At 67.5% G+C, this 21,466-nt stretch carries 15 protein-coding genes; 4 read left to right on the plus strand and 11 right to left on the minus strand.

Annotated features, from left to right (window positions below):
• Position 1: 1 nt before the first annotated feature.
• The 4 genes from ARTH_RS23075 to nirB all read right to left on the minus strand — a co-directional run bounded on the left by ARTH_RS23075 (position 2) and on the right by nirB (position 7,688).
• Positions 2 to 2,659: a GMC oxidoreductase gene (locus ARTH_RS23075; RefSeq protein WP_232223600.1), complete on the minus strand. Its 2,658-nt coding sequence runs from the start codon at positions 2,657 to 2,659 to the stop codon at positions 2 to 4.
• A 178-nt stretch (positions 2,660 to 2,837) separates the two neighbouring features.
• Positions 2,838 to 3,992 (minus strand): uroporphyrinogen-III synthase, encoded by a 1,155-nt coding sequence (locus ARTH_RS06380; protein WP_043430491.1) that lies wholly within the window; start codon positions 3,990 to 3,992, stop codon positions 2,838 to 2,840.
• Positions 3,993 to 4,011: 19 nt separating this feature from the next.
• Positions 4,012 to 5,046: a uroporphyrinogen-III C-methyltransferase gene (cobA, locus tag ARTH_RS06385; protein WP_011691118.1), complete on the minus strand. Its 1,035-nt coding sequence runs from the start codon at positions 5,044 to 5,046 to the stop codon at positions 4,012 to 4,014.
• A 2-nt stretch (positions 5,047 to 5,048) separates the two neighbouring features.
• Positions 5,049 to 7,688, minus strand: coding sequence for a nitrite reductase large subunit NirB (nirB, locus tag ARTH_RS06390; protein ID WP_011691119.1), 2,640 nt, complete (start codon positions 7,686 to 7,688; stop codon positions 5,049 to 5,051).
• Positions 7,689 to 7,969: 281 nt separating this feature from the next.
• On the opposite strand from nirB, the gene nirD reads away from it, so the two are divergent.
• Positions 7,970 to 8,335, plus strand: a complete 366-nt coding sequence (gene nirD, locus ARTH_RS06395; protein WP_011691120.1) for a nitrite reductase small subunit NirD — start codon at positions 7,970 to 7,972, stop codon at positions 8,333 to 8,335.
• Here the strand turns inward: nirD and ARTH_RS06400 are convergent, their stop codons facing one another.
• Positions 8,336 to 10,078 (minus strand): phospho-sugar mutase, encoded by a 1,743-nt coding sequence (locus ARTH_RS06400; protein ID WP_043429545.1) that lies wholly within the window; start codon positions 10,076 to 10,078, stop codon positions 8,336 to 8,338. It abuts the gene before it with no gap.
• Positions 10,079 to 10,174: 96 nt separating this feature from the next.
• Between ARTH_RS06400 and ARTH_RS06405 the strand changes: the two genes are divergently transcribed.
• Positions 10,175 to 10,660 (plus strand): RrF2 family transcriptional regulator, encoded by a 486-nt coding sequence (locus tag ARTH_RS06405; protein WP_043429546.1) that lies wholly within the window; start codon positions 10,175 to 10,177, stop codon positions 10,658 to 10,660.
• Positions 10,661 to 10,706: 46 nt separating this feature from the next.
• Here ARTH_RS06405 and ARTH_RS06410 read toward each other — a convergent pair whose 3' ends face one another.
• Positions 10,707 to 11,525, minus strand: a complete 819-nt coding sequence (locus ARTH_RS06410) for a purine-nucleoside phosphorylase (protein WP_011691123.1) — start codon at positions 11,523 to 11,525, stop codon at positions 10,707 to 10,709.
• 95 nt (positions 11,526 to 11,620) lie between these two features.
• On the opposite strand from ARTH_RS06410, the gene ARTH_RS06415 reads away from it, so the two are divergent.
• Positions 11,621 to 13,036 carry an NAD(P)H-quinone dehydrogenase gene (locus ARTH_RS06415; RefSeq protein WP_043429549.1) on the plus strand — a complete coding sequence of 472 codons (1,416 nt, stop codon included), beginning with the start codon at positions 11,621 to 11,623 and terminating at the stop codon, positions 13,034 to 13,036.
• Between the two features lie 2 nt (positions 13,037 to 13,038).
• Here ARTH_RS06415 and ARTH_RS06420 read toward each other — a convergent pair whose 3' ends face one another.
• The 5 genes from ARTH_RS06420 to ARTH_RS06435 all read right to left on the minus strand — a co-directional run bounded on the left by ARTH_RS06420 (position 13,039) and on the right by ARTH_RS06435 (position 19,714).
• Positions 13,039 to 13,680 carry a hypothetical protein gene (locus tag ARTH_RS06420; RefSeq protein ID WP_043429553.1) on the minus strand — a complete coding sequence of 214 codons (642 nt, stop codon included), beginning with the start codon at positions 13,678 to 13,680 and terminating at the stop codon, positions 13,039 to 13,041.
• 104 nt (positions 13,681 to 13,784) lie between these two features.
• A complete protein-coding gene (locus ARTH_RS23785; protein ID WP_156810632.1) occupies positions 13,785 to 13,961 on the minus strand; it encodes a hypothetical protein in 177 nt (58 codons plus the stop codon).
• 527 nt (positions 13,962 to 14,488) lie between these two features.
• Positions 14,489 to 16,102, minus strand: coding sequence for an FAD-dependent oxidoreductase (locus ARTH_RS06425; protein WP_011691127.1), 1,614 nt, complete (start codon positions 16,100 to 16,102; stop codon positions 14,489 to 14,491).
• Positions 16,099 to 18,300: a molybdopterin oxidoreductase family protein gene (locus ARTH_RS06430; protein WP_011691128.1), complete on the minus strand. Its 2,202-nt coding sequence runs from the start codon at positions 18,298 to 18,300 to the stop codon at positions 16,099 to 16,101. The genes ARTH_RS06425 and ARTH_RS06430 overlap by 4 nt, the downstream gene beginning before the upstream one ends.
• Position 18,301: 1 nt before the next feature.
• Complete coding sequence (locus ARTH_RS06435; protein ID WP_011691129.1) at positions 18,302 to 19,714, minus strand: MFS transporter; 1,413 nt, start codon at positions 19,712 to 19,714, stop codon at positions 18,302 to 18,304.
• Positions 19,715 to 19,984: 270 nt separating this feature from the next.
• Here ARTH_RS06435 and ARTH_RS06440 point away from each other — a divergent pair, with 270 nt between their 5' ends.
• Entirely contained in the window at positions 19,985 to 21,397 is a 1,413-nt protein-coding gene (locus ARTH_RS06440) for an MFS transporter (protein WP_011691130.1), read from the plus strand.
• The last annotated feature ends 69 nt before the right edge of the window (positions 21,398 to 21,466 follow it).

Here is a 21,466-nt window from a genome sequence, read left to right on the forward strand (position 1 = left end):
TTCACTGCCGGCCGGCGGACCGGCCGTGTATCCGGCGGCCGTACACCTGCCAGAGCTCGCCAAGAAAGACCTTGCCGAATGCTGCCAGGGCGCTCGCAGGGTTCGGTCCCGCGACGCGGAACGTTGTCAGTTGCCGGGCGAAGTCCCACGGCCGGATGAACAGCATCCCTGCGCCCGCCACCACGGCGGGGCCGTGCGGGGCGGCCGCCTGCGGAGCGGTTGAGACCGGCAGCTTCGGGTCCGGGGACGGAACATGCCCGCGCAGGACGGTGACGTACAGTGTGGTGGTGTCACCCCAGACGTCGAAGCCTGCATCGTTGCGGACGTCCTTGTGGCCCACGAAAGTCAGCGGAGTGCCGCCCGGATCGCGCAGCCAGAGCCGGTAGAGCATCTTCCGGCCGGCAGGTTCAGGGCCGTCCTTGACGAAGAGATTGAACCAGCCCCGTTCCACTGGCAGGCGGCCGCCGAACTGGTCGGCCAGGACGTAGCCCTCAGCAGTTGCCGGATGGAGCGGATCACGCACGAACTCGTCAATGTCAGCGGCCGTGATGGTGAGTTCGAACATCATCCGGCGGCTGCGGTCACGGCCCAGGCTGCGTCCCTCCTCAGGGTCCGTGACGCCGGCGCTGAACCACCCGTGCATCTGTTCGGTGAAGCTGACGGAGGACGGCCCTGTTTCGGCCAGTTCGGTTTCCTCCTCGATCTCAGCTTCCTGCAGTGCCTCGCTTTCGGGGAGCATCATTTCGGGGGAGATGCCCACCTCCGGGGATACTGCGGATGGCAGGCCCAGCGAGCGGCTGGCGGCCCGCGGGACGAACGTGCCTTCTTCGGCCGGGGCCTTGGCACCTTTCGTGGCGTCGGGCACCAAGGCGCGAAGCGGCCCCGGCTGGTAGCCGGTAATCCCGTCGTCGAAAGTCACGCCGCCGGTATTGCCGGGCGGGAACCCGGGAGTGTCCAGGCCGCCGCGCTGCCGGTCCGCTCCCGTTCCGTTCAGGATCCGGTCGCAGGCCCGTTCGGCAAATGCGGCGATGGTCAGGGCGGGGTTGGCTCCCACCGGACCGGGCATCACGGCTCCGTCCACCACGTGCAGCCCGGGGTAGCCAAAGACCTCACCGTAGGAATCGCACACGCCTTCGCTGCTGTTCCGTCCTGCCGGGGCGCCGCCCAGCGGATGCACGGTGATGACCCGTTTGCTCCACCAGAGCGGATTCTGCTTGAAGCTCCCGCCCAGTTCCGTGGCGATCGCCTGCATCGTGGCCTGCATCCGGCCGAAGTACGCGGCCGAGGTGGCGAGGGTCCAGTTGATGGCCAGCCGGCCGCCCTGGAGGGTCATCACGCCGTCCGGTATGTCCCGGCCCATGCCGAGCAGGGGCACGGAGGACGCTGACAGCCGGCCGTCTCCCAGGGCCGCGGCAAGATCGGCGGAGATGTTGGAGCGCTGGGCCTGGAAGAGCCGGTCCTTGAGGAGCTGCACCATCACTTTGCCCGCGCGCTTCGCCACCTGGCGGAACTGTCCGGTTTCCAGGAGCCAGTTCATGAACGACGGGTAGCCTGCGTCTTCGATGTAGTACCCGCGGCCGTCGCCGCCGTCGGTGGAGTCGGGCGTGCGGATAGCCGTGGTGATGACCGGCCCCACGCTGCCCGACAGCGTGCGCGTGACGCCGTCGGGGTCCTTGGCGTCCAGGACGAAGCCCAGCAGGTCCCCGTTCCCGCTGAACCTGGTGCCCAGTGCGGGGCTCAGCGCGGGAAGCGAGGCGCGGTTGCGCAGCAGCAGGAACGTGGTGCCAAACGTTCCGGCGGCGAGGATGAGCCGGCGGCAGTGGATTAGCTGTTCGCGCAGGAGCCCGGGCGCGGTGTCGGCGGGATCGTGGACGACGTATCGGACTTCATAGCCGCCTCCCGGAAGGGGACGGATGCCGCGGACGTCGTGGTGGGTCCGGATGTCCGCGCCGGCAGCCTTGGCCGCGGACAGGTAGTTGTGGTCCAGGGTGTTCTTGGCGCCGGTGTTGCACCCGATGTCGCATTCGCCGGAGAGGGTGCAGGTGGTGCGGACCGTCCCCTCGCCATGGACGCTTCCATACGGGGCGGGCGGCAGCACCTGGTTCCTTGCGGGAGCCGCACCAGGGGAAGCCGCAAAGGTGACGGCGATGGGCGGTCGCGTGATGCTGAGTCCGAGTGCGCGCGCGGCGGCTTCCATGGCCAGGGTCTTGGGGGTGTCCCGGTAAGGGTAGGGCACGGGGCGGAGCATGGCTTCGGCGGCATCGTAATAGGGCTCGAGGTCCTGCCTGCTGAACGGCCAGCTTTCGTAGCCTCCGCCGGGAACGGGGGATTCCTGGACAAACCAGTTCTTGTCCTTGCGCAGCAGCACGTTCGCGTAGATCAAGGATCCGCCGCCCAGGCCGCTGGAGACAATTCCTTCCAGGCCCCTGAAGGTCCAGGCATCAAAGAGACCGTACAGGCCCTTGTCCGGATCCCAGAAATTCCGGCCCATCTCGGACGGTGTCCTGGCGAAGCTTCCCGGCGGGTAGGCCCTGCCCCGTTCCATCAGGACCACGGACTGGCCGCCGGCCGCCAACCGGTAGGACGCTACCGATCCGCCGAAGCCGGAGCCCACCACCACGGCGTCCACCGACTCCGCGGGATCATCGTCGCCTTGCACCACCGGTTCCACGCAATTCCCCCTGGAAGAGCTGACTCGCCGAACACCCCTGCGGCCGCGCACCAGAGAGGTACGGAGGCGGCCTCGGAGCGGTCAGACGCAAACCATAGCGACATGTTCCCACTGCGGCCCGGGTCTGTCCACGGACTGCGGGGCGGCCGGCGTCGGCGAGGAACCGCTAGACCCGAATCCGGTATCCGCGCTTGACCACGGTTTCCACCATCCGGCCGTCCGGCAGCGAGGACCGAAGCCGGCTGACAGTCATGTCCAGCGCATGCACGGAGCCGCGCAGTTCGAGCAGTTCGGAGAGCGCTTCCCGGGACAGGACGGCGCCTTCGGCGCCCAGCAGGGCCCGCAGCAACAGGAGGGGTGCCGGTGCCATTTCGACCGGTTCCCCGTCGATCCGAAGTGACCGTCCGCGGAGCTCCACGTTGCCGGACCGGGTGTCCAGGCGGCGGACGTGGTTCAAGGCAAGGTGTTCGCAGACCAGCCGGATCAGGGCGCCCATCCGGAAGCGTTCCGGTATGAGCGGTGACAGCCCGGCGTCGATCAGCGGCTGCGCCGTGATGGGACCGACGACGGCGGTGGTGACGGTGGTCTTCAGGGCGTCGACGAGCTGCTTGTAGAGGCCCATCTCGTGGGCGGTGCTCCACATGGCGTCGACGGCGGGCGCGCTGGTGAACGTCAGGACGTCCAGGTTGCCGCTGCAGGCTGCCTCGATCAGCCGCGGCAGTTTGTCCTCGCCGTCGGGTTTGACCCAGCGGTAGGGGGTGACGGTCAGGACGGTGGCGCCGGACATCTTGAGCCGCTCCAGCTGGCGGACGTCCGTGTAGCCGTGCAGCTGCACCGCCACGGTCTTGCCGCGGACGCCTTCCTTCAGCAGCATGTCCACCAGGGTGGCCGTGGTTTCGTCGCTGCTGATTCCGACGTCGGCGAGTCCGGCGGCGCGGACGGCGCCGCGTGCCTTAGGACCGCGGACGAACATGCGGCAGGCCGCGAGGGTCTCCAGCAGTTCGTCGCCGATGCCGGACGCGTCAGCCGCCTCGCACCAGCGGCGCATGCCGTAGGCAGTGGTGGCGATGCACAGATCGGGCTTGGCGGCAATGACGGCCTTGGTGTCCTCGACGAGCCGCATGTCCTCCTGCACCGGTGCGATCTTGAGCGCGGGTGCGTGCAGTACCTCCGCCCCGCGCCGCTCCAGGGCCTCGATCAGGTCCTGGGAGCGCCGGTGCGACGTCACACCGATCCGGAACCCCTCCAGGGGCGAATCGGGGGCGTCGGCCGCGGGGGAGTCCTGCGGGCCTGCGGCGGAAGCGGGGGCAATTGAGTTCATGGCGCTCATGGGTTTTCTTTCACGATTCAATCAGTGACGCTGCGAGGCGGTCGAGGTCAGCCGCCGCCTCGGCGTGCCCGCGGTTGGCTTCAGCCACCCGCACCACCTCGCCGATGACCAGCACTGCCGGGTTGGTACAGTCGGCGGCCGCGGTGACAATCGTACCCAGCTGGGCGATGGTGGTGCGCTGTCCGGGGCGGTAGCCGCGTTCGACGACGGCCATCGGCATGTCTGCCGGCATGCCCGCCCGGCGCAGGCCGGCGGCCAGCTGGTGCAGGGTTCCGATGCCCATGAGGACCACGATGGTCCCGCCCAGCCCGGCGAGGTGGGTGAGCTCCTTCTCGGTCAGCGGGGCGTGGCCGGACACCACAGTGAACATGTGGCTGACTTCGCGGTGGGTAACCGGGATCCCTGCCGCCGCGGGGACGGAGATGGCGCTGGTGACTCCGGAAACGACCTTGACCGGCACGCCGGCAGCCACGCAGGCGGCAACTTCCTCGCCGCCGCGGCCGAACACGTACGGGTCCCCGCCCTTGAGGCGGACCACGTTGTTGCCGGCCAGGGCGCTCTGCACCATGAGCTTCTCGATATCGCCCTGGCTGACTTTGTGGTGGCCGGGCTGCTTGCCTACATCCACCAGCTCGGCCGTGGTCAGGGACGGCAGTTCCTGGTAGGGGGCCAGACGGTCGTAGAACACGACGTCGGCATCGCGCAGCGCCTTGACGGCGGCAACGGTCAGCAATTCGCCGACGCCGGGGCCGCCGCCCACCAGGGTGACGTGGCCCACCGCTCCGGCAGCCGGTTCAACCGACACCGGGATGCCGGTGAGGCGGCACCGCTCCAGCAGCGCGTCCCAGCCGTGCTGGCCGTCGTCGACGGCGGCCACGAGGAACGGGCGCTCGGGCAGCGGCCCGTCGTGGCTTGCGCCCTGCGGGGTGCTGAGCCTCGAGACGACTGCACCGGCGGCCTGGTAGCGGCGGACCGCTTGCCGTGCGGCGTGGTCGGATCCGGTGACCAGGACTTCGCGGCCGGTGAGATCAATGCTGAGCTGCATGCCTATACCTCGTTCTTGTCGAGTTCCGGGGTGGAGGGACGCATCGGGATGGTGGCCCCGATGAGGACCTTGCCTTTTTCCTCAGCGGTGGCCGGGCGCATCTGGCCGCGCTCGTCGGAGACGAACGTGATGGAGTCGTCTTTCTGGTCGGGGGCGTTGACGAAGGAACGGAACCGGCGCAGGCGCTCGGGATCCTTCAGCGTGTCGGCCCATTCGTCGACATAGGTGTCGACGTGCTTGGCCATGGCGGCTTCGAGTTCCTCGGCGATGCCCAGGGTGTCCTTGACCACCACGTCCTCAACGTGCTTGATGCCGCCGTCGAGCTCTTCCTGCCAGCGGGCGGTGCGCTGCAGGCGGTCGGCGGTGCGGATGTAGTACATGAAGTAGCGGTCGATGTACTTGATCAGGGTCTCGTCATCGAGGTCCTTGGCCAGCAGCTGGGCGTGGGCGGGGGTGGCACCGCCGTTGCCGCCGACGTACAGGTTCCAGCCGTCGGCCGTGGCGATCACGCCGACGTCCTTGCCGCGGGCTTCGGCGCATTCCCGGGCACAGCCGGAGACACCCATCTTGAGCTTGTGCGGGCTGCGGAGGCCGCGGTAGCGCAGTTCCAGCTGGATGGCCATGGCCACCGAGTCCTGGACGCCGAAGCGGCACCAGGTGGAACCGACGCAGGACTTCACGGTCCGCAGGCTCTTGCCATAGGCCTGGCCGGATTCGAAACCGGCGTCCACCAGTTCCTTCCAGATCTCGGGGAGCTGCTCCAGCCGGGCACCGAACATGTCGATCCGCTGTCCGCCGGTGATCTTGGTGTAGAGGTTGTACTTCTCCGCCACGGCTGCGATCACGCCGAGTTTCTTCGGGGTGATCTCGCCGCCGGCGATGCGCGGGACCACCGAGTAGGTGCCGTCCTTCTGCATGTTGGCGAGGGCGCGGTCGTTGGTGTCCTGCAGGGTGCCGCGGCCGGCGTCCAGGACGTAGGCGCTGTTCTGGCTGGCCAGGATGTTGGCGATGGTCGGCTTGCAGATGTCGCAGCCGGTGCCGGTGCCGTACTTGGCCATGATCTCTTCGAAGGAGGTCAGTTCCAGGACCCGGATGGTCTCGAACAGTTCCTGGCGGGAGAGCTCGATGTGCTCGCACAACGCCTTGGAGACCTCGACGCCGGACTTGGTCAGCTCGGTCTCGAGCAGCTTCTTGAGCATCGGCACGCAGGAACCGCAGCTGGTTCCGGCCCGGGTGCAGCCCTTCAGCTCGCCGAGTTCCTGCACGGGAGCGTTGCCGTCGCAGGCGCCGCAGCCGTTGACGGCGTCGCGGATGGTTCCCGCCGACACATTGTTGCAGGAACAGAGAATGGCGTCGTCCGGCAGTTCGGTCTCCGGAGCGTCCCCGCCGCCTGCAGCGGTGAGGTAGGCGCCGGGCTCGGCGGCGAGTTCGCGGCCCAGCATGGGGCGGAGGCTTGTGTACGGGGTGGCGTCGCCCACGAAGATGCCGCCCAGGAGGGTCTTGGCATCGTCGGTGGTGACAATCTTCTGGTAGACGCCGCGGGCCGGGTCCGCGTAGACGATCTCCAGTGAGTGTTCGGTGCGGGCAAAGGCATCGCCGAAGCTGGCAACATCCACGCCGGAGAGCTTGAGCTTGGTGGCGGTGTCGAATCCCGGGAAGGTGGCGTCGCCGCCGTGCAGGCGGTCGGCCACAATTTCAGCCATGGTGTTGGCGGGCGCCACGAGGCCGAGGCACATGCCGCCGAAGTTCGCCACTTCGCCGATCGCCCAGATCCCGGGGATCTGGGTTTCACAGCCATCGGTGATCACGACGCCGCCGCGCGGGCCGAGATCGAACAGCTGTTCCTCTCCTTCGGCGGCGCGGAAGAGTTCGTCGCGCGGCTTCACGCCGATGGCAACAATGACGAGGTCGGCGGGGATGATGCGGCCGTCCGCCATCAGCACGCCGGTGACCTGGCCGTCTTCGGAGAGCACCTCGGAGGGGAACACGCCGCCGTGGACGGTGAAGCCCTTGGCTTCGATCAGGCGGCCGAGCGCCTGGCCGGCGCCTTCATCCAGCTGGGTGTTCATGAGCCAGGGGGCGCCGTTGATCACTACGGGAGTCGCGCCGAGTTGTTCGGTGCCTGCGGCCGATTCGAGGCCCAGGAGCCCGCCGCCGATGGTGACGGCGGTGATCTTGCGGCCGAGCTTTGCGGTGAGATCGGCGATTGCCTTGTTGATCGCCCACACGTCTTCGAGTGTGCGGTAGACGTGCACGTGCTCGGCGCCGGGGATCGGCAGGCGGGCGGCGTCTGAGCCGGTGGCCACCACGAGCTCGTCGAATTCATAGGTGTTGCCCGCTGCCGTCTCCACGGACTTGGCAGCGTGGTTGATCCTGATGACGCGTTCGCCGGTTTTCAGGGCCAGGGCGTCGTGGTCCCACATGGAGGCGCTGCCAAGGGTGAGGTCCACGTCGCTGTCCGTGAGCGCCTTGCTGAGGGCTACGCGGTCATAGGGAAGGTGGGCTTCCTCGGTGAGCACGGTAACCTGCCAGCCTTCAAGGCCACGGGCGTGCATTGCGTCCGCAAAGCGGTGGGCCGCGGGGCCGCCGCCGGCGACCACGATGCGGCGTGGTGTCTGGGTGCTTGAAGTCTGTCCGGTCACTGTGGGCCTTTCGCATGGGCCGCAGACGGTGCTCTGCAGCTTGTCGTTCCAGACTAGGTACGCGCAGTTTCGCTTCAGTTTCCCTTATGTTTCGTGAACTTAACTTCTGCATCACGAACGGATTTCCGGACAGGTGAGTCGCCTTTTACGTGCCGGACACATTGACTGCACGCCGCCGAAACACCGCAGCCCTAGCTTTGAGATGTGGCCGCGTCGGCGGTCCGGGCCCGGCAGCCGTTCCACAGAGCGCCGGGCGGCAGGCTATGCGAGAGGGGCCGGAAATGACCGCAATACTTGAACTTGAAGACCAGAGCACCGGATTTGCGACGGGCTGGAACCGCGTCTGTGCCGTGGAGGAGCTGGAGCTGGCCTGGGGCGAGGCCGCACTGATTGCCGGCCGCCAGGTGGCATTGTTCCGCACCGCGCCCGCCGAAGTTTTCGCGGTGGCACAAGAAGACCCCGCCACGGGCGCCCACGTGATGGCCCGCGGCATTGTGGGCTCCCGCGGGACACGCCAGACCATTGCGTCCCCGCTGCACAAAGAGGTCTACGACCTCGAAACCGGTGAGTGCTTCGGCACCGCCGGGCTCCGCCTCCCCACGTTCCGCACCCGTGTGGTGGATGGCTTCGTCGAAGTTGAGCTGTAGCTAAAGCCCCAGGGCCTCCCGCACATCTACCAGGACGCCGTCGAGCGCTGCCCGTGCCGCCTGCCGTGCCTCGGGAAGCTCGGCGGCCGAGCCCACGCTCCGGATGACCTCGAGATAGCATTTGAGCTTCGGTTCCGTGCCGCTGGGACGGATGATCACCCGGCTGAGGTCTTTCGTGAGGTACAGCAGGCCGTCCGTCGGGGGCAAAGCATCGCTGCCTTCGGCCAGGTCCTTGAACGTTTCGACGGCGGACCCGCCGAAGGATTCCGGCGGCCCCACCCGGAGCCGGTTCATCATGGCGTCCAGCAGGCCCAGGTCCGCCACCCGGATGCTGAGCTGGTCGCTGGCGTGCAGCCCGTGCACCAGGTACAGCTCGTCGAGGGTATCGAAAATGCTTTTACCGTCCGCCTTGGCAGTCGCCGCGAGTTCCGCGATGAGCACGGCAGCGGAAATCCCGTCCTTGTCCCGGACCAGGTCCGGGGCCACGCAGTATCCCAGCGCTTCCTCGTAGCCGTAGAGCAGGCCCGGGACGCGGGAAATCCACTTGAACCCGGTCAGGGTTTCCGCGTGGGCGTACCCGGCCGCCGTGGCGATCCGTGCCAGCAGGCGCGAGGACACGATCGAATTCGCGAAGACACCGTGTGCCGGGCCTTCGCCGCCGGCAGCGAGCCGGGCCACAATGTGTGCCCCCAGCAATGCGCCCACTTCGTCACCGCGCAGCATGCGCCAGGCGCCGGTGTCCGGATCCTTGGCGGCAACGGCGGCACGGTCAGCGTCGGGGTCGTTGGCCAGCACGATGTCCGCGTCCACGCGGGCCGCCGTTTCCAGCGCAAGATCCAGGGCGCCGGGCTCCTCCGGATTGGGGAAGTTGACCGTGGGGAAGTCCGGGTCGGGCCGCGCCTGTTCGGACACCACGGTGACGTCGTCGAATCCTGCCGCCTTCAGCACGGCGACGGCAGTGTCGCCGCCTACCCCGTGCATGGGGGTCAGGACGATCTTCAGGTCACGGGCCGGGAACTGCGCGGGCAGCGCCAGGGCGGCCACCGCCGCCTCGTAGCCGGCAGCGATTGAGGGCTCCAGGACGGTCCAGCCCGCAGGGGCCAGCGTGATGGAATCCAGCGTGCTCACGCGGTCGATTTCCGCGGCTATCCGGGCGTCGTAGGGCGCCACGATCTGCGCCCCGCGTCCGCTTTCCTCCACGGCGTGCCTGCCGAGGTACACCTTGTAACCGTTGTCCTGCGGGGGGTTGTGGCTGGCAGTCACCATTACTCCGCCGTCGCAGTCCAGGGCCCGGACGGCGTAGGCAAGCAGCGGCGTCGGGAGTGCCTGCGGCATCAGGAAGGTGTCGATACCCGCGGCCGTGAAGACCGCAGCGGTCTCCTCGGCGAAAATGTCGGAGTTGTAGCGGGCGTCGTAGCCGACGACGGCGCGTGGCCGGGTGCCCGGCGAAGCCGCCTCGACGGCACCGGTCAGGAACGCCGCGAACCCGGCCGCCGCGCGCCGGACAACCACACGGTTCATCCGGTTCGGCCCGGGACCCAGCGCGGCGCGGAGGCCTGCGGTGCCGAACTGCAGCGTGCCGCTGAAGCTGTCCTCGAGTTCCTGGCGGGCGGACGGAACACCGTCCCCGGAGCGCTGGACGAGTTCTGTCAAAGCGGCGGCAGTGGCTGGATCCGGGTCCTGGGCGGCCCAGTCCCGGGCGTCGCTCAGCAGCTGCGGAAGGTCGGCATCGGAAGACGTCATAGGAACAAAGCTATCGCCTAACGTCCGCGATTGGCTGTCCGACAAGCGCAGGGGGAACCTTGACAGTAAATTTTCCGGACACGTAATGTCTGAAAAATGAAGATGGGGCAGGGAGTTGAGTGGGCGCTGCACTGCTGCATCAACATGTCCTGGGCTCCCTCGGGGGAGGCTGTGAACAGTGCCCGGTTGGCCGAGTTGTATCAGTTGCCCGCCGCTTACCTGAACAAGCAGCTGCAGGCGCTGGTCCGTGCGGGCATCCTGTATTCCGTCTCCGGACCCCGCGGCGGCTTCCAGCTGGCGCGGGGCGCGGAAACGATCACCGTGCTGGACGTTGTCCTGGCCATTGAGGGTCCGGACCCCGCATTTCGGTGCGAATCCATTCTCGCGAACGCGCCCGGGGCGGATCCCGGTGAAGACTATCTCCGCAGTTGCCTGGTGTCCCAGACCATGCGGCAGGCCGAACTGGCTTGGCGGCAGACGCTCTCCCGGCAGACCATTGCGGGTATTGCCGCATCAGTCGAGCGGAAGTTTCCCGGCTCCCGAAAGGACGTCCTCCGCCGGCTGATGCCCGCCAAGAGCTAGTTCTTCAGGAACCAGTGCCCGGCGGGCGCCGCCATGCAGTGCCGCCTCAGAGCTTGGCGATGATTTCCGCGAGCAGCTTGGAGATGCGCGGAGCGGCGGCCTGCCCGGCTTCCAGCACTTCCTCATGGCTCAACGGCACCGGGCTGATGCCGGCGGCAAGGTTGGTCACCAGCGAGATGCCGAAAACCTCCATGCCGGCATGGCGGGCGGCGATGGCTTCAAGTGCTGTGGACATGCCCACCAGGTCAGCCCCGATCCGCTTGGCGTACTGCACTTCAGCCGGCGTTTCGTAGTGCGGGCCGGTGAACTGCGCGTACACACCTTCGTCGAGGGACGGATCAACTTCGCGGGCCAGTCGGCGGATCCGTGCCGAGTAGAGATCTGTCAGGTCAACGAACGTTGCACCTTCCAGCGGGGACGTGGCGGTGAGGTTTATGTGATCTTTGATGAGCACCGGAGTGCCGGGAGCCCAGTCCTCGTTGAGGCCGCCGCAGCCGTTGGTGACCACCAGAACCTTGCAGCCGGCCGCCGCAGCGGTCCGGACACCGTGCACTACGGCGCGGACGCCCTTACCTTCGTAGTAGTGCGTCCGGGCGCCCAGCACCATTGCCCGCTTGCCTTCCCTGGTCAGGACGGAACGGATGGTGCCTACGTGGCCCTCCACGGCCGGTGCGGAGAAACCGGGGACCTCGTCCGCGGATAGCGTCGCGGTGGTCTCGCCGATCAGGTCCGCGGCGTCGCCCCAGCCCGAACCGAGCACCAGGGCGACGTCATGGCTGTCCACGCCGGTCTCCTCGGCGATGTAGTCGGCGGCGGCGCGCGCGGCGTCAAAAGGGTCCGTGTTCAGGAATTCTGTATTACTCACTGGTACAAGTTATCGTGCCCGCGGTGCCGTGCCCAGCAGTGGCGCAGGTCCCTTTTATTGGTGTGCGGCGGCCGATGGGTAGAGAATGGATCTTTGTGACTACGCATCCGGATTTCAGCTCACCCCGCATCGCAATACTCGGCGGAGGGCCCGGCGGCTATGAAGCCGCCATGGTGGCCGCCTCACTGGGGGCGCAAGTCACCATCATTGAGCGGGCGGGCCTGGGCGGCTCGGCGGTGCTCACCGACGTCGTACCGTCCAAAACCCTGATCGCGACGGCGGACCTGATGACCCGCGTCGGCGAGGCGGGGGAGCTGGGCGTGAAGTTCGACGTCGACGGCGGCGATTTCGCCCCCGTGATGCGCGCGGACCTGAAGCACATCAACGACCGCCTGCTCGGCCTGGCGCGGAAGCAGTCCGAGGACATCCGTGCCGGCCTGGAACACCAGGGCGTGCGGATCCTGATCGGCTCCGGCAAGCTGCTGGACAGCCACACCATCGAGGTCCTCACCGTGGACGGCACGGAAACGGTGGAAGCTGACACCATCCTGCTTGCGGTGGGCGCCCACCCGCGTGAACTTCCCACCGCGCGGCCCGACGGCGACCGGATCCTGAACTGGGCGCAAATCTACAACATGGACGAGCTCCCCGAAGAACTCATCGTGGTGGGTTCCGGTGTGACCGGCGCGGAATTTGCCTCCGCCTACAACGGCCTGGGCTCCAAGGTCACCCTGATTTCCAGCCGCGACCGTGTGCTGCCGGGCTCTGACGCCGACGCCGCCGAGGTCCTGGAAGGCGTCTTTGAACGCCGCGGCGTGAAGGTGCTCTCCCGCTCCCGCGCCGAAACGGTGGAACGGACGGACGACGGCGTGGTGGTCACCCTGGGCGACGGCTCCAAGGTCACCGGCAGCCACTGCCTGGTCTGCGTGGGGTCCATCCCCAACACGGCCGGCATCGGCCTTGAGGAAGCCGGCGTGGCAATCACTGAGAGCGGCCACATCAAGGTGGACGGCGTCTCGCGCACCACGGCTCCGAACATCTACGCCGCCGGCGACTGCACCGGCGTCCTTGCGCTGGCCTCCGTCGCTGCCATGCAGGGCCGCATCGCCGTGGCCCACTTCATGGGCGACAGCGTTACCCCGCTGAAGCTGCACCAGGTGGCCTCGAATATCTTCACCTCGCCCGAGATCGCCAACGTCGGCGTGTCCGAGGCGGAGATCGACTCCGGCAAGTACCAGGGCGACGTGGTGAAGCTGTCGCTGCGCAGCAACGCCCGGGCCAAGATGCGCAACCACCGGGACGGCTTCGTCAAGATCTTCGCCCGCAAGGGCTCCGGCACTGTGATCGGCGGTGTGGTGGTGGGCCCGAACGCGTCCGAGCTGATCTTCGCGATCTCCATCGCGGTCACGCAGAAACTGCACGTCGACGACGTCGCCAGCACCTTCACGGTGTACCCGTCACTCAGCGGTTCCATCTCGGAAGCGGCACGGCGCCTGCACGTTCATATGTAACGTCAGGCAGCCGCGGCCCGGATGTGTTCCGGGGACACCGCGGCGCGGGTCATCCGGGCTGCCACCAGATACAGCAGCCCGGTGATCAACGGGATCACGCTAACCGCGGAGAGGGACACCACTCCGGCGAGGTTCCCCAGGGCTGAGAAGGCAATCGGGCCCAGGCCGAGGGCCAGCAACAGCCAGCCCGCCGCAGCCGTTCGTTTCAGGCCCAGGACGGCCGCCGGGAACGCAAGGACCAGCACGGCCACGGCGCGGACCGGGCCGTTGGCGTTCTCGAACTCGCGCCACGAGACGGAATCCAGGGCGAACCATATCCCCGCCACCACCAGCAACGCGGTCAGCAGGGCCAACACCGGCGTGGCCCACGTGGGACGAAGCCAGGCAAGCACGGCCAGGACGGCCAAGGCAACGGCCCACGACAGGACCAGCATGATGCCCTCGGGGCCGCCGGGATCAGCCAGGGCATAGCCGCTGACGAACAGTCCGGCGAGTACCGTAAAGGCTGCCATGATGGCGGCTGCCGTCCACACCAGGGCACGGGCCCGGACTGACCGGTCCGGCTGCCGCAGGGAGACGATGCCCATCACTGTGGCAGCAACGATGAGCGCGGCAGCGGCCAGGAAGATCGTGACGCTGAACATGGCAAACCCTCCGTCGGAAGCACGGACCGTAGCTTCCATGACACCCCTGTCCCACGGGCCGGGCAAGGGGCCAAGGTCCTTAGAAGACTGGGCATCCTGCGCCTCTAGCGGATGACAGCAAGAATGGTTTCGAGGGCGTCCTCCGGCACGGTGCGAGGAATGTTGCCGAGTGAAGCGTTGAAGATATGGCTACCGGTGCAGACCTGGGCTTCGTGGATGCCATTTTCCTTCGTGGCGGTCCACGCCGACCATCCACGTTCGCGTGCAACGGTCTCGACCATTGTCACTCCGGGGTTCAACTCGCTGTACCTGCAGCTGGCCGCCAACAACGCCTGCGTCTCACTCGCAACAGATAAGTCAGTGAAAGTTAGTACGGCATAGGGTTTTGTTTCGTCACCGGACTCAGAATAGGCACAGCCGGTCGAGTCCGGGGACGCCGTGCGTTCACCCTCGGGTCCAAAGCGCGGCAGCCCTGTAAAGCGTGCCAAGTACGCCGCTCCGGCCGCGCAGAAGTCCGGCACCGGCTGCCCTGCGGAAGGAAAATCGGCCGGGGACTCGGGACGGGGGCCGGATGTTTCCGACGACGTAGAAACGGTAGCCGTATCCTGCTGGACGACTGGCTCGGTGCCGGACTCAACTGATCCTGGGGCGGGTGCGGCGCAACCCGAAGCCAGTAGTGTTAATGCAGCGGCCAGAAGCCGCCCTGCCGCCTGATTCACGGTACCCCCCCATCGATGATGGTTCAGGCTAGCAGGAGGGGACACCGGAGCGGCAGGGGTCCAGGCGGCGTCCCCCGCGTCACATCACGTCAGGCGGCTGGTGCCGCCTGGAAGTGTTTTTCGATGATGTCCTTGATGTCGGAGTGGCAGCCGCCGCAGCCGGTGCCGGCGCGGGTGGCGCCGGAAACCTCTGCCACGGTGGAGCAGCCGTCAACAACAGCGTCCTGGATCTTGGTGCCGCTGACCCCTGCGCACCGGCAGACGGTGCGGGCGGGGTCGCTGTTGCCCGGGGCGGCCAGCTGGTCCGGTCCGTCAAGGCGCAGCAGGAGCGACCTGTCGGCGGGGAGCTCGTCGCCGCGCTCGAACAGGGACACCAGCTCCGCCGCGGTGCGTGGCATGCCCACGGCCACGAGGCCCTCCAGGACTCCGCCGCGAGTGGTCATCTTGACGTAGCGGCCGTGTTCCGGATCCGCCCACTGCGCGATCTGCAGACGCGGGCGGCCGTTCACGGCACCGGCCGTCAAGACCTCGTCGTCCCACGGATCGGCGGCATTGTCGCCGGCCACGGCCAAGTTCAGGCCCCGGGCCTTGAGGACGATGACGCCCGGCTTTTCCATCGGGAGTTCCGGCAGGGCGTTGGCAACCTCCGCCGATGCGGCGTCGCTTCCGCGTTCAACAGAGGCCTCGCCGGATCCCGCAGCGGATCCCTCGGCGAGGAGCGTCAAGTACTCGGCGAGCCACTCCGCCTGCCGCCAGCCCGGACCCACCAGGCCGGAGGGGCCGGACGCGGTGCGGCACTCACTGCAGGAAGGATCCGGGCACCGGACTTCGGCGCAGTCGCCGATCGCGAAAATGTGGGGCTCATGGTGTGCCCGCAGTTTGTGGTCCACCAGGATGCCCGTGGCCGTGGACAGCCCGCAGCCTTCGGCCAGTTCCACGCGCGGCCGGACGCCGCAGGACAGCACCAGCAGGTCGCCGTCGATCGCTGAACCGTCATCCAGCAGCAGGGCGGAGAAGCCGCCGTCGGAAGCGGTGTGTTCGATCCCGGTGGAGCGCGCATTGCCGGCCATCCGGACGCCGCAGTTGCGCAGGCTGGCGGCCAGCACCGCTCCGCCGCCGCGGTCGATGTTCCGGCCCAGCGGGTGCGGTCCGTTGTGGACCACGGTCACGGTGGCGCCTTCCTCGGCGGCGGCCAGGGCCGTCTCGAGTCCCAGGACGCCGCCGCCCAGGACCACCACGCGCTTGCCGCCGGATACAGCCTGGCGGAGCACCTCGGCGTCGCGCAGGTCGCGCAGCGCGGTCACGCCGGCGGGCAGAACCGGGTGGGCCGGGTCCGGGTTGAGACCGGTCAGGTTGGGGATGACCGGACGCGAACCGGTGGCAAACACCAGCCGGTCATAGCGGGGCGTGGTGCCGTCCGTGAGGATCACCTGCTGGCGGGCGCGGTCCACCCGGCGGACGCGGACGCCGAGCCGGACGTCCACACCGTCGGCGACCAGCGCGGCGGCGTCGGACAGCGCCAGCGCGCCCGCAGTGGTGCGACCGACGCCGAGGTCTGCCACCAGCACGCGGTTGTAGGCGGCGTCCGCTTCCTCGCCGATCACGGTCAGGTGGGCCAGCCCGCTGCGGACGGCGGGCAGCAGCTCATCGACCAGCCGTGCGGCAACCGGACCAAAGCCAACAATTACTATCTGCTCACTCATGAGGCCTCCGATGTCTGAAGAACGCTGTGCTGAAGTCCGTTGGCGGCCAACCGGACCCAGACTTTGTTGAATTTGAACTCGGGCATCCCGGAGATGGGATCGGTGGCGGCCTCCGTCAGGCGGTTGGCGCTCTCGAGCTCCGGGAAGTGGAACGGCAGGAAGACCGTCTCGGGTCGGATGGCGGTGCTGAGTTCCGCCCGGCACAGTACTTCGCCGCGCTCGTTGGCCACCGACACGAACGCGCCGTCGGTAATGCCCATGGACGCCGCGGCTGCGGGATGGATCTGCAGCTTCGCCTCCGGCTGGGACTCCAGCAGCTCGGACACGCGTCGGGTCTGCGACCCGGACTGGTAATGCTCCAGCAGGCGGCCGGTAATGAGCGTCATGGTCTTGGCGTCCGGGGCTGTGTTGTCCCGGGCGGGGTTTGCTGCCGGAGTACGACGGCGGCGGGGCGCCACCGGCGTCATGACCGCCTTGCCGTCGGCGTGGGCAAAACCGTCGAGGAACAGCCGCGGCGTGCCGGTGCTTCCCGCGGGGTAGGGCCAGTAGGCGGCCTCGCCGCGGTCCAGCATCGCGTAGTCGATGCCCGAGTAGTCAGCGAGCCCGCCGGCGGAGGCCAGGCGCAGTTCCTCGAAGACCGTTTCGGGATCCTCGCTGTAGGTGGACGGGGCATCGAGCGCTTCGGCGAGTCGTGCCATGATCCAGAGTTCGCTGCGGGCTCCGGCGGGCGGCTGCAGGGCACGGCGTCGGCGCAGCACGCGCCCCTCAAGGTTGGTCAGTGTGCCTTCCTCCTCCGCCCACTGAAGGACCGGCAGGATGAGGTCTGCTTCGGCGGCCGTTTCGGAGACGAAGAAATCGCAGACCACTAGGAAGTCCAGGCTGCGAAGGCCCTCGATGACTGCGTTTGCATCGGGGGAGGCCACCGCGATGTTGGAGGCGTGCACGAAGAGGCAGCGGACGCCGTCGGGCTGTCCGAGGGACTTCAGGAGCTGGACGGCGGGGAGGCCGGGGCCGGGAATCAGCGATTCCGGCACGCCCCATACCTTGGCCACATGCGCGCGGGCCGCGGGATCGGTGATCTTCCGGTAGCCGGGGAGCTGATCGGCCTTCTGGCCGTGCTCGCGGCCGCCCTGGCCGTTGCCCTGGCCGGTGAGTGTGCCGTAGCCGCTGCGGGCGGAACCCGGCAGGCCGAGCAGCAGGCTCAGGTTGATGGCAGCGGTAGCGGTGTCCGTACCGTCCACGTGCTGCTCCACGCCGCGGCCCGTCAGGATGTAGCTTCCACCCTGCGCAGCGCCGTGGGCCAGCCTGCGCGCCGTTTCGCGGATGAGGTCGGCGGGCACGCCGGTCAGGGACTGGACCCGTTCGGGCCAGAAGGCGTTGACGCTGCGGACCAGGGCGTCGAAGCCGCTGGTGCGCGCCTTGATGAAGTCGGTGTCGGCCAGGCCTTCGTGGATCACCACGTGGGAGAGACCCAGCAGCAGGGCGAGGTCCGTGCCCGGCAGGGGCTGCAGGTGCAGGCCGCCGCCGTCGGAGGTGAACGCGGCAGTGGCGGAACGGCGGGGGTCCACCACGATCAGCCCGCCGGCGTCGCGTACCCCCTGCAGGTGCTGCACGAAGGGCGGCATGGTCTCGGCCACGTTGGAGCCGAGCATCAGGATGGCGCTGGCGCTGTCCAGGCCCTCGAGCGGAAACGGGAGTCCGCGGTCCACGCCGAACGCCCTCATGCCGGCGGCGGCCGCGGAGGACATGCAGAACCGGCCGTTGTAGTCGATCCGGGATGTGCCAAGGGCGAGGCGGGCGAACTTGCCCAGCATGTAGGCCTTTTCGTTGGTCAGGCCGCCGCCGCCGAAAACGCCGACAGCGTCCGCGCCGTAGCGGGCACGGGTGTCCTTGACGGCTGCGGTGATGAGCTTCAGGGCGTCATCCCAGCTCACGGGGCGGTGGACTCCGTCAGAGCCCTTCAGCATGGGCTCGGTGACGCGTCCGGGGTGGCTCAGCAGGGACGCGGACGTCCACCCCTTGCGGCAGAGGCCGCCGCGGTTGGTGGGGAAGTCGCGTCCGGATACCTCCAGGACAGATTGAGCCGGCACGGGGTCTGACCCCGGCTGGACAGCCGGGGTCAGAGCCGCTGGGGACTTCAGCGTCATGGCGCACTGCAAGGCGCAGTAGGGGCAGTGCGTGTCGGCGCTTGTGGTCATGTTAGACGTGTCCCATCGCATTTCGGTTGGCGTTGCGGATGTAGCAGGCCCAGCAGACCACCAGCATCAGGACGTACGCCGCGACGAAGCCGTAGAAAGCGGGGGTGTACGAGCCGCTGGCCTGGTTGGAGGCGTTCAGCACCTGCGGGATAACGAACCCGCCGTAGGCGCCGATTGCCGAGATCAGGCCCAGGGCCGAGGAAGCCAGGCGCTGGGTTGCCACCGAGCTGGCGCCGTTGCGGGCCGCCCGGCTGTTGGTGGCGAAGATGATGGGGATCATCCGGTAGGTGGCGCCGTTTCCGAAGCCGCTTGCGGTGAAGAGCATCAGGAAGAGCACCAGGAAGAGCCAGAAGTTCTTGAGCGGCAGGGTCCAGATCATGGTCAGAGTGATGACGGCCATGGAGGCGAAGGCGGCAACGGTCATGCGGGCGCCGCCCATCCGGTCAGCCATGCGTCCGCCGTAGGGGCGGGCCAGTGAACCCACCAGCGGGCCGAGGAAGGCGAGGGACAATGCCACCGTGCCCACTCCGATGGAGGAGAAAGCGGGAAAGTAGTCCTTGATCAGCTTGGGGAACACCCCGGCGAAGCCGATGAACGAACCGAAGGTGCCGATGTACAGCAGCGCCATGATCCACAGGTGCGGTTCCTTGAGCGCTGCGATCGAGCCTGCCACGTCACCCTTGGCGCTGGTGAGGTTGTCCATGTACTTCCAGGCACCGAAGGCCGCGAGCAGGATGAGCGGGACCCACATGAGGCCTGCGACCGGAAGGTTGACGGTTCCGGCGGCCAGAAGCGTGATGGCGATCGGGACAGCCAGCTGTGCGACGGCGGCACCCATGTTGCCGCCGGCGGCGTTCAGGCCCAGGGCCCAGCCCTTTTCGCGGGCCGGGTAGAAGAACGTGATGTTGGCCATGGAGCTCGCAAAGTTGCCGCCGCCGAAGCCGGCCAGGGCAGCGACCAGGAGCATGACGCCGAACGGTGTCCCCGGGTTGGAAACACACAGCGCCAGCCCAATGGAGGGGATGAGCAGCAGCAGGGCCGAGACGATGGTCCAGTTGCGGCCGCCGAACCTGGGGACCATGAACGTGTAGGGGATGCGGAGGGTGGCACCCACCAGGCTGGGCATGGAGATCAGCCAGAAGATTTCGGAAGTGGAGAAGGTGAAGCCGGCGGCGGGGAGCTGGACCACCACGATGGACCAGAGCTGCCAGACGACAAAGCCGAGGAATTCGGCGAAGATGGACCAGTTTAGGTTGCGCCGGGCGATGGAACGGCCCTGGGACTCCCACTGCTCCTTGTTCTCTGCATCCCAGTTGGCGATCCAGCGGCCGGGGCGGACTTCAAGGGCGGGGGCGTGAACGGTGCGGGTAGTTCCGGGCTGTGCGCCGGCCTCTGCCGTGCGGTCAACAGTCACGGTGTACCTCCTTCGGGGGTTTTGTTGTTCTTCAAAGGTAGGGATGGCGCGTTTCGTCAACCGTCGCCGTTTGTTAACGTGCTGTGAAGTTTGCCTATCGGGGCATTTGTGACGGCGTGAGGCGCCGCTCAGTGAGACAAATCAAAACGTCCGCATATTGGACCCTTTGTCCAGTCGCTGGACGGCGGGAACTATTATTGAGAGATACGTATCCCTTAGCCGGGCAGTCTTTTGGGGCACCCGCCCGGTTTCTCACGAAAGCGTTACTACATGTCATCCACTGCCACCTCACCGCAGCCGGGATCAGCCAAACAGGTTAACTCGCGCGGGCGAGTGATCGTCGCCAGCCTCATCGGCACCACCGTTGAGTTCTACGACTTCTACGTCTACGCCACTGCCGCTGTGCTCGTATTCCCCAAACTGTTCTTCCCGGGACAGAACGAGACCACCCAGCTGCTGAGCTCCTTCGCCGTGTTCGGTGTGGCGTTCATCGCCCGGCCGCTCGGTTCCGTGGTCTTCGGCCACTTCGGGGACAAATTCGGCCGCAAGGGCACCCTGGTGGCATCGCTGCTGACCATGGGCATCGCAACGTTCCTGATCGGCTGCCTCCCCACGGCGCTGGTACCGGGCTGGGGCTTCTGGGCGCCTGCACTCCTGGTGGTCATGCGCTTCGCCCAGGGCCTGGCCCTCGGCGGTGAATGGAGCGGCGCGGCCCTCCTGGCCACCGAGAACGCCCCCGCCAACAAGCGGGCAATCTATGGCACGTTCCCGCAGCTGGGTGCGCCTATCGGTTTCATTATCGCCAACGTGATCTTCCTCGTGGCCAGCTACCAGCTGTCCCCGCAGGCGTTTGAAGCCTGGGGCTGGCGCGTTCCGTTCCTGCTCAGCGCCGTCATGGTGATCATCGGGCTCTACGTCCGCCTCAAGCTGATTGAAACGCCGGCCTTCACCAAGGTCCTGGAATCCAACGAAGTGGCCAAGCTTCCCATCGGCCGTGTCTTCAAGACAAGCTGGCGCCCGCTCATCCTGGGTACTTTCATCATGCTGGCCACCTACGTGCTGTTCTACCTGATGACCACGTTCACGCTGACCTACGGGACACGCCCCGCCACGCTGGACGCCGCCAAGGCAGCCGCTGAAAAGGCCGGGAAGCCGATGACTGAGGCCGCAGCCGCCGCGTTCGTCCCCGGCCTGGGCTTCACGCGCAACGACTTCCTCTGGATGCTGATTGCCGGCGTCGTGTTCTTCGGCATCTTCACCCTGGTTTCCGGCCCGCTGGCAGAGAAGTACGGCCGCCGCAAGATGCTCATCGCGGTCACCGCGGGAATCTTCGTCTTCGGCCTGCTGTTCGTCCCGCTGTTCAGCGGCGGCTTCGTGGGCACCATGGCCCTGCTGATCCTCGGCTTCACCTTGATGGGACTGACCTTCGGACCCATGGGGGCGCTGCTGCCAGAACTGTTCCCCACCAACGTCCGCTACACGGGGTCCGCGGTGAGCTACAACGTCTCCAGCATCCTGGGTGCGGCCGTGGCCCCCTTCATCGCGGTGTGGCTGTGGGAAATGGCGAAGGGCAGCCCTGTACTGGTTGGCGTGTACCTCAGCGTCATGGCCGTGCTGACGCTTGTGGCACTGTTCCTGAGCAAGGAAACGCGGGACCTGGACTACGAGAACAACGTAGCCTGACCCGAGAAACCGTCACGGGAAATGCCCGGCACCCCTTCGCGGGGTGCCGGGCATTTTTGTTGTTTGCGG

Origin of the sequence: Arthrobacter sp. FB24 (assembly GCF_000196235.1) — a bacterium.
Taxonomy (GTDB): domain Bacteria; phylum Actinomycetota; class Actinomycetes; order Actinomycetales; family Micrococcaceae; genus Arthrobacter.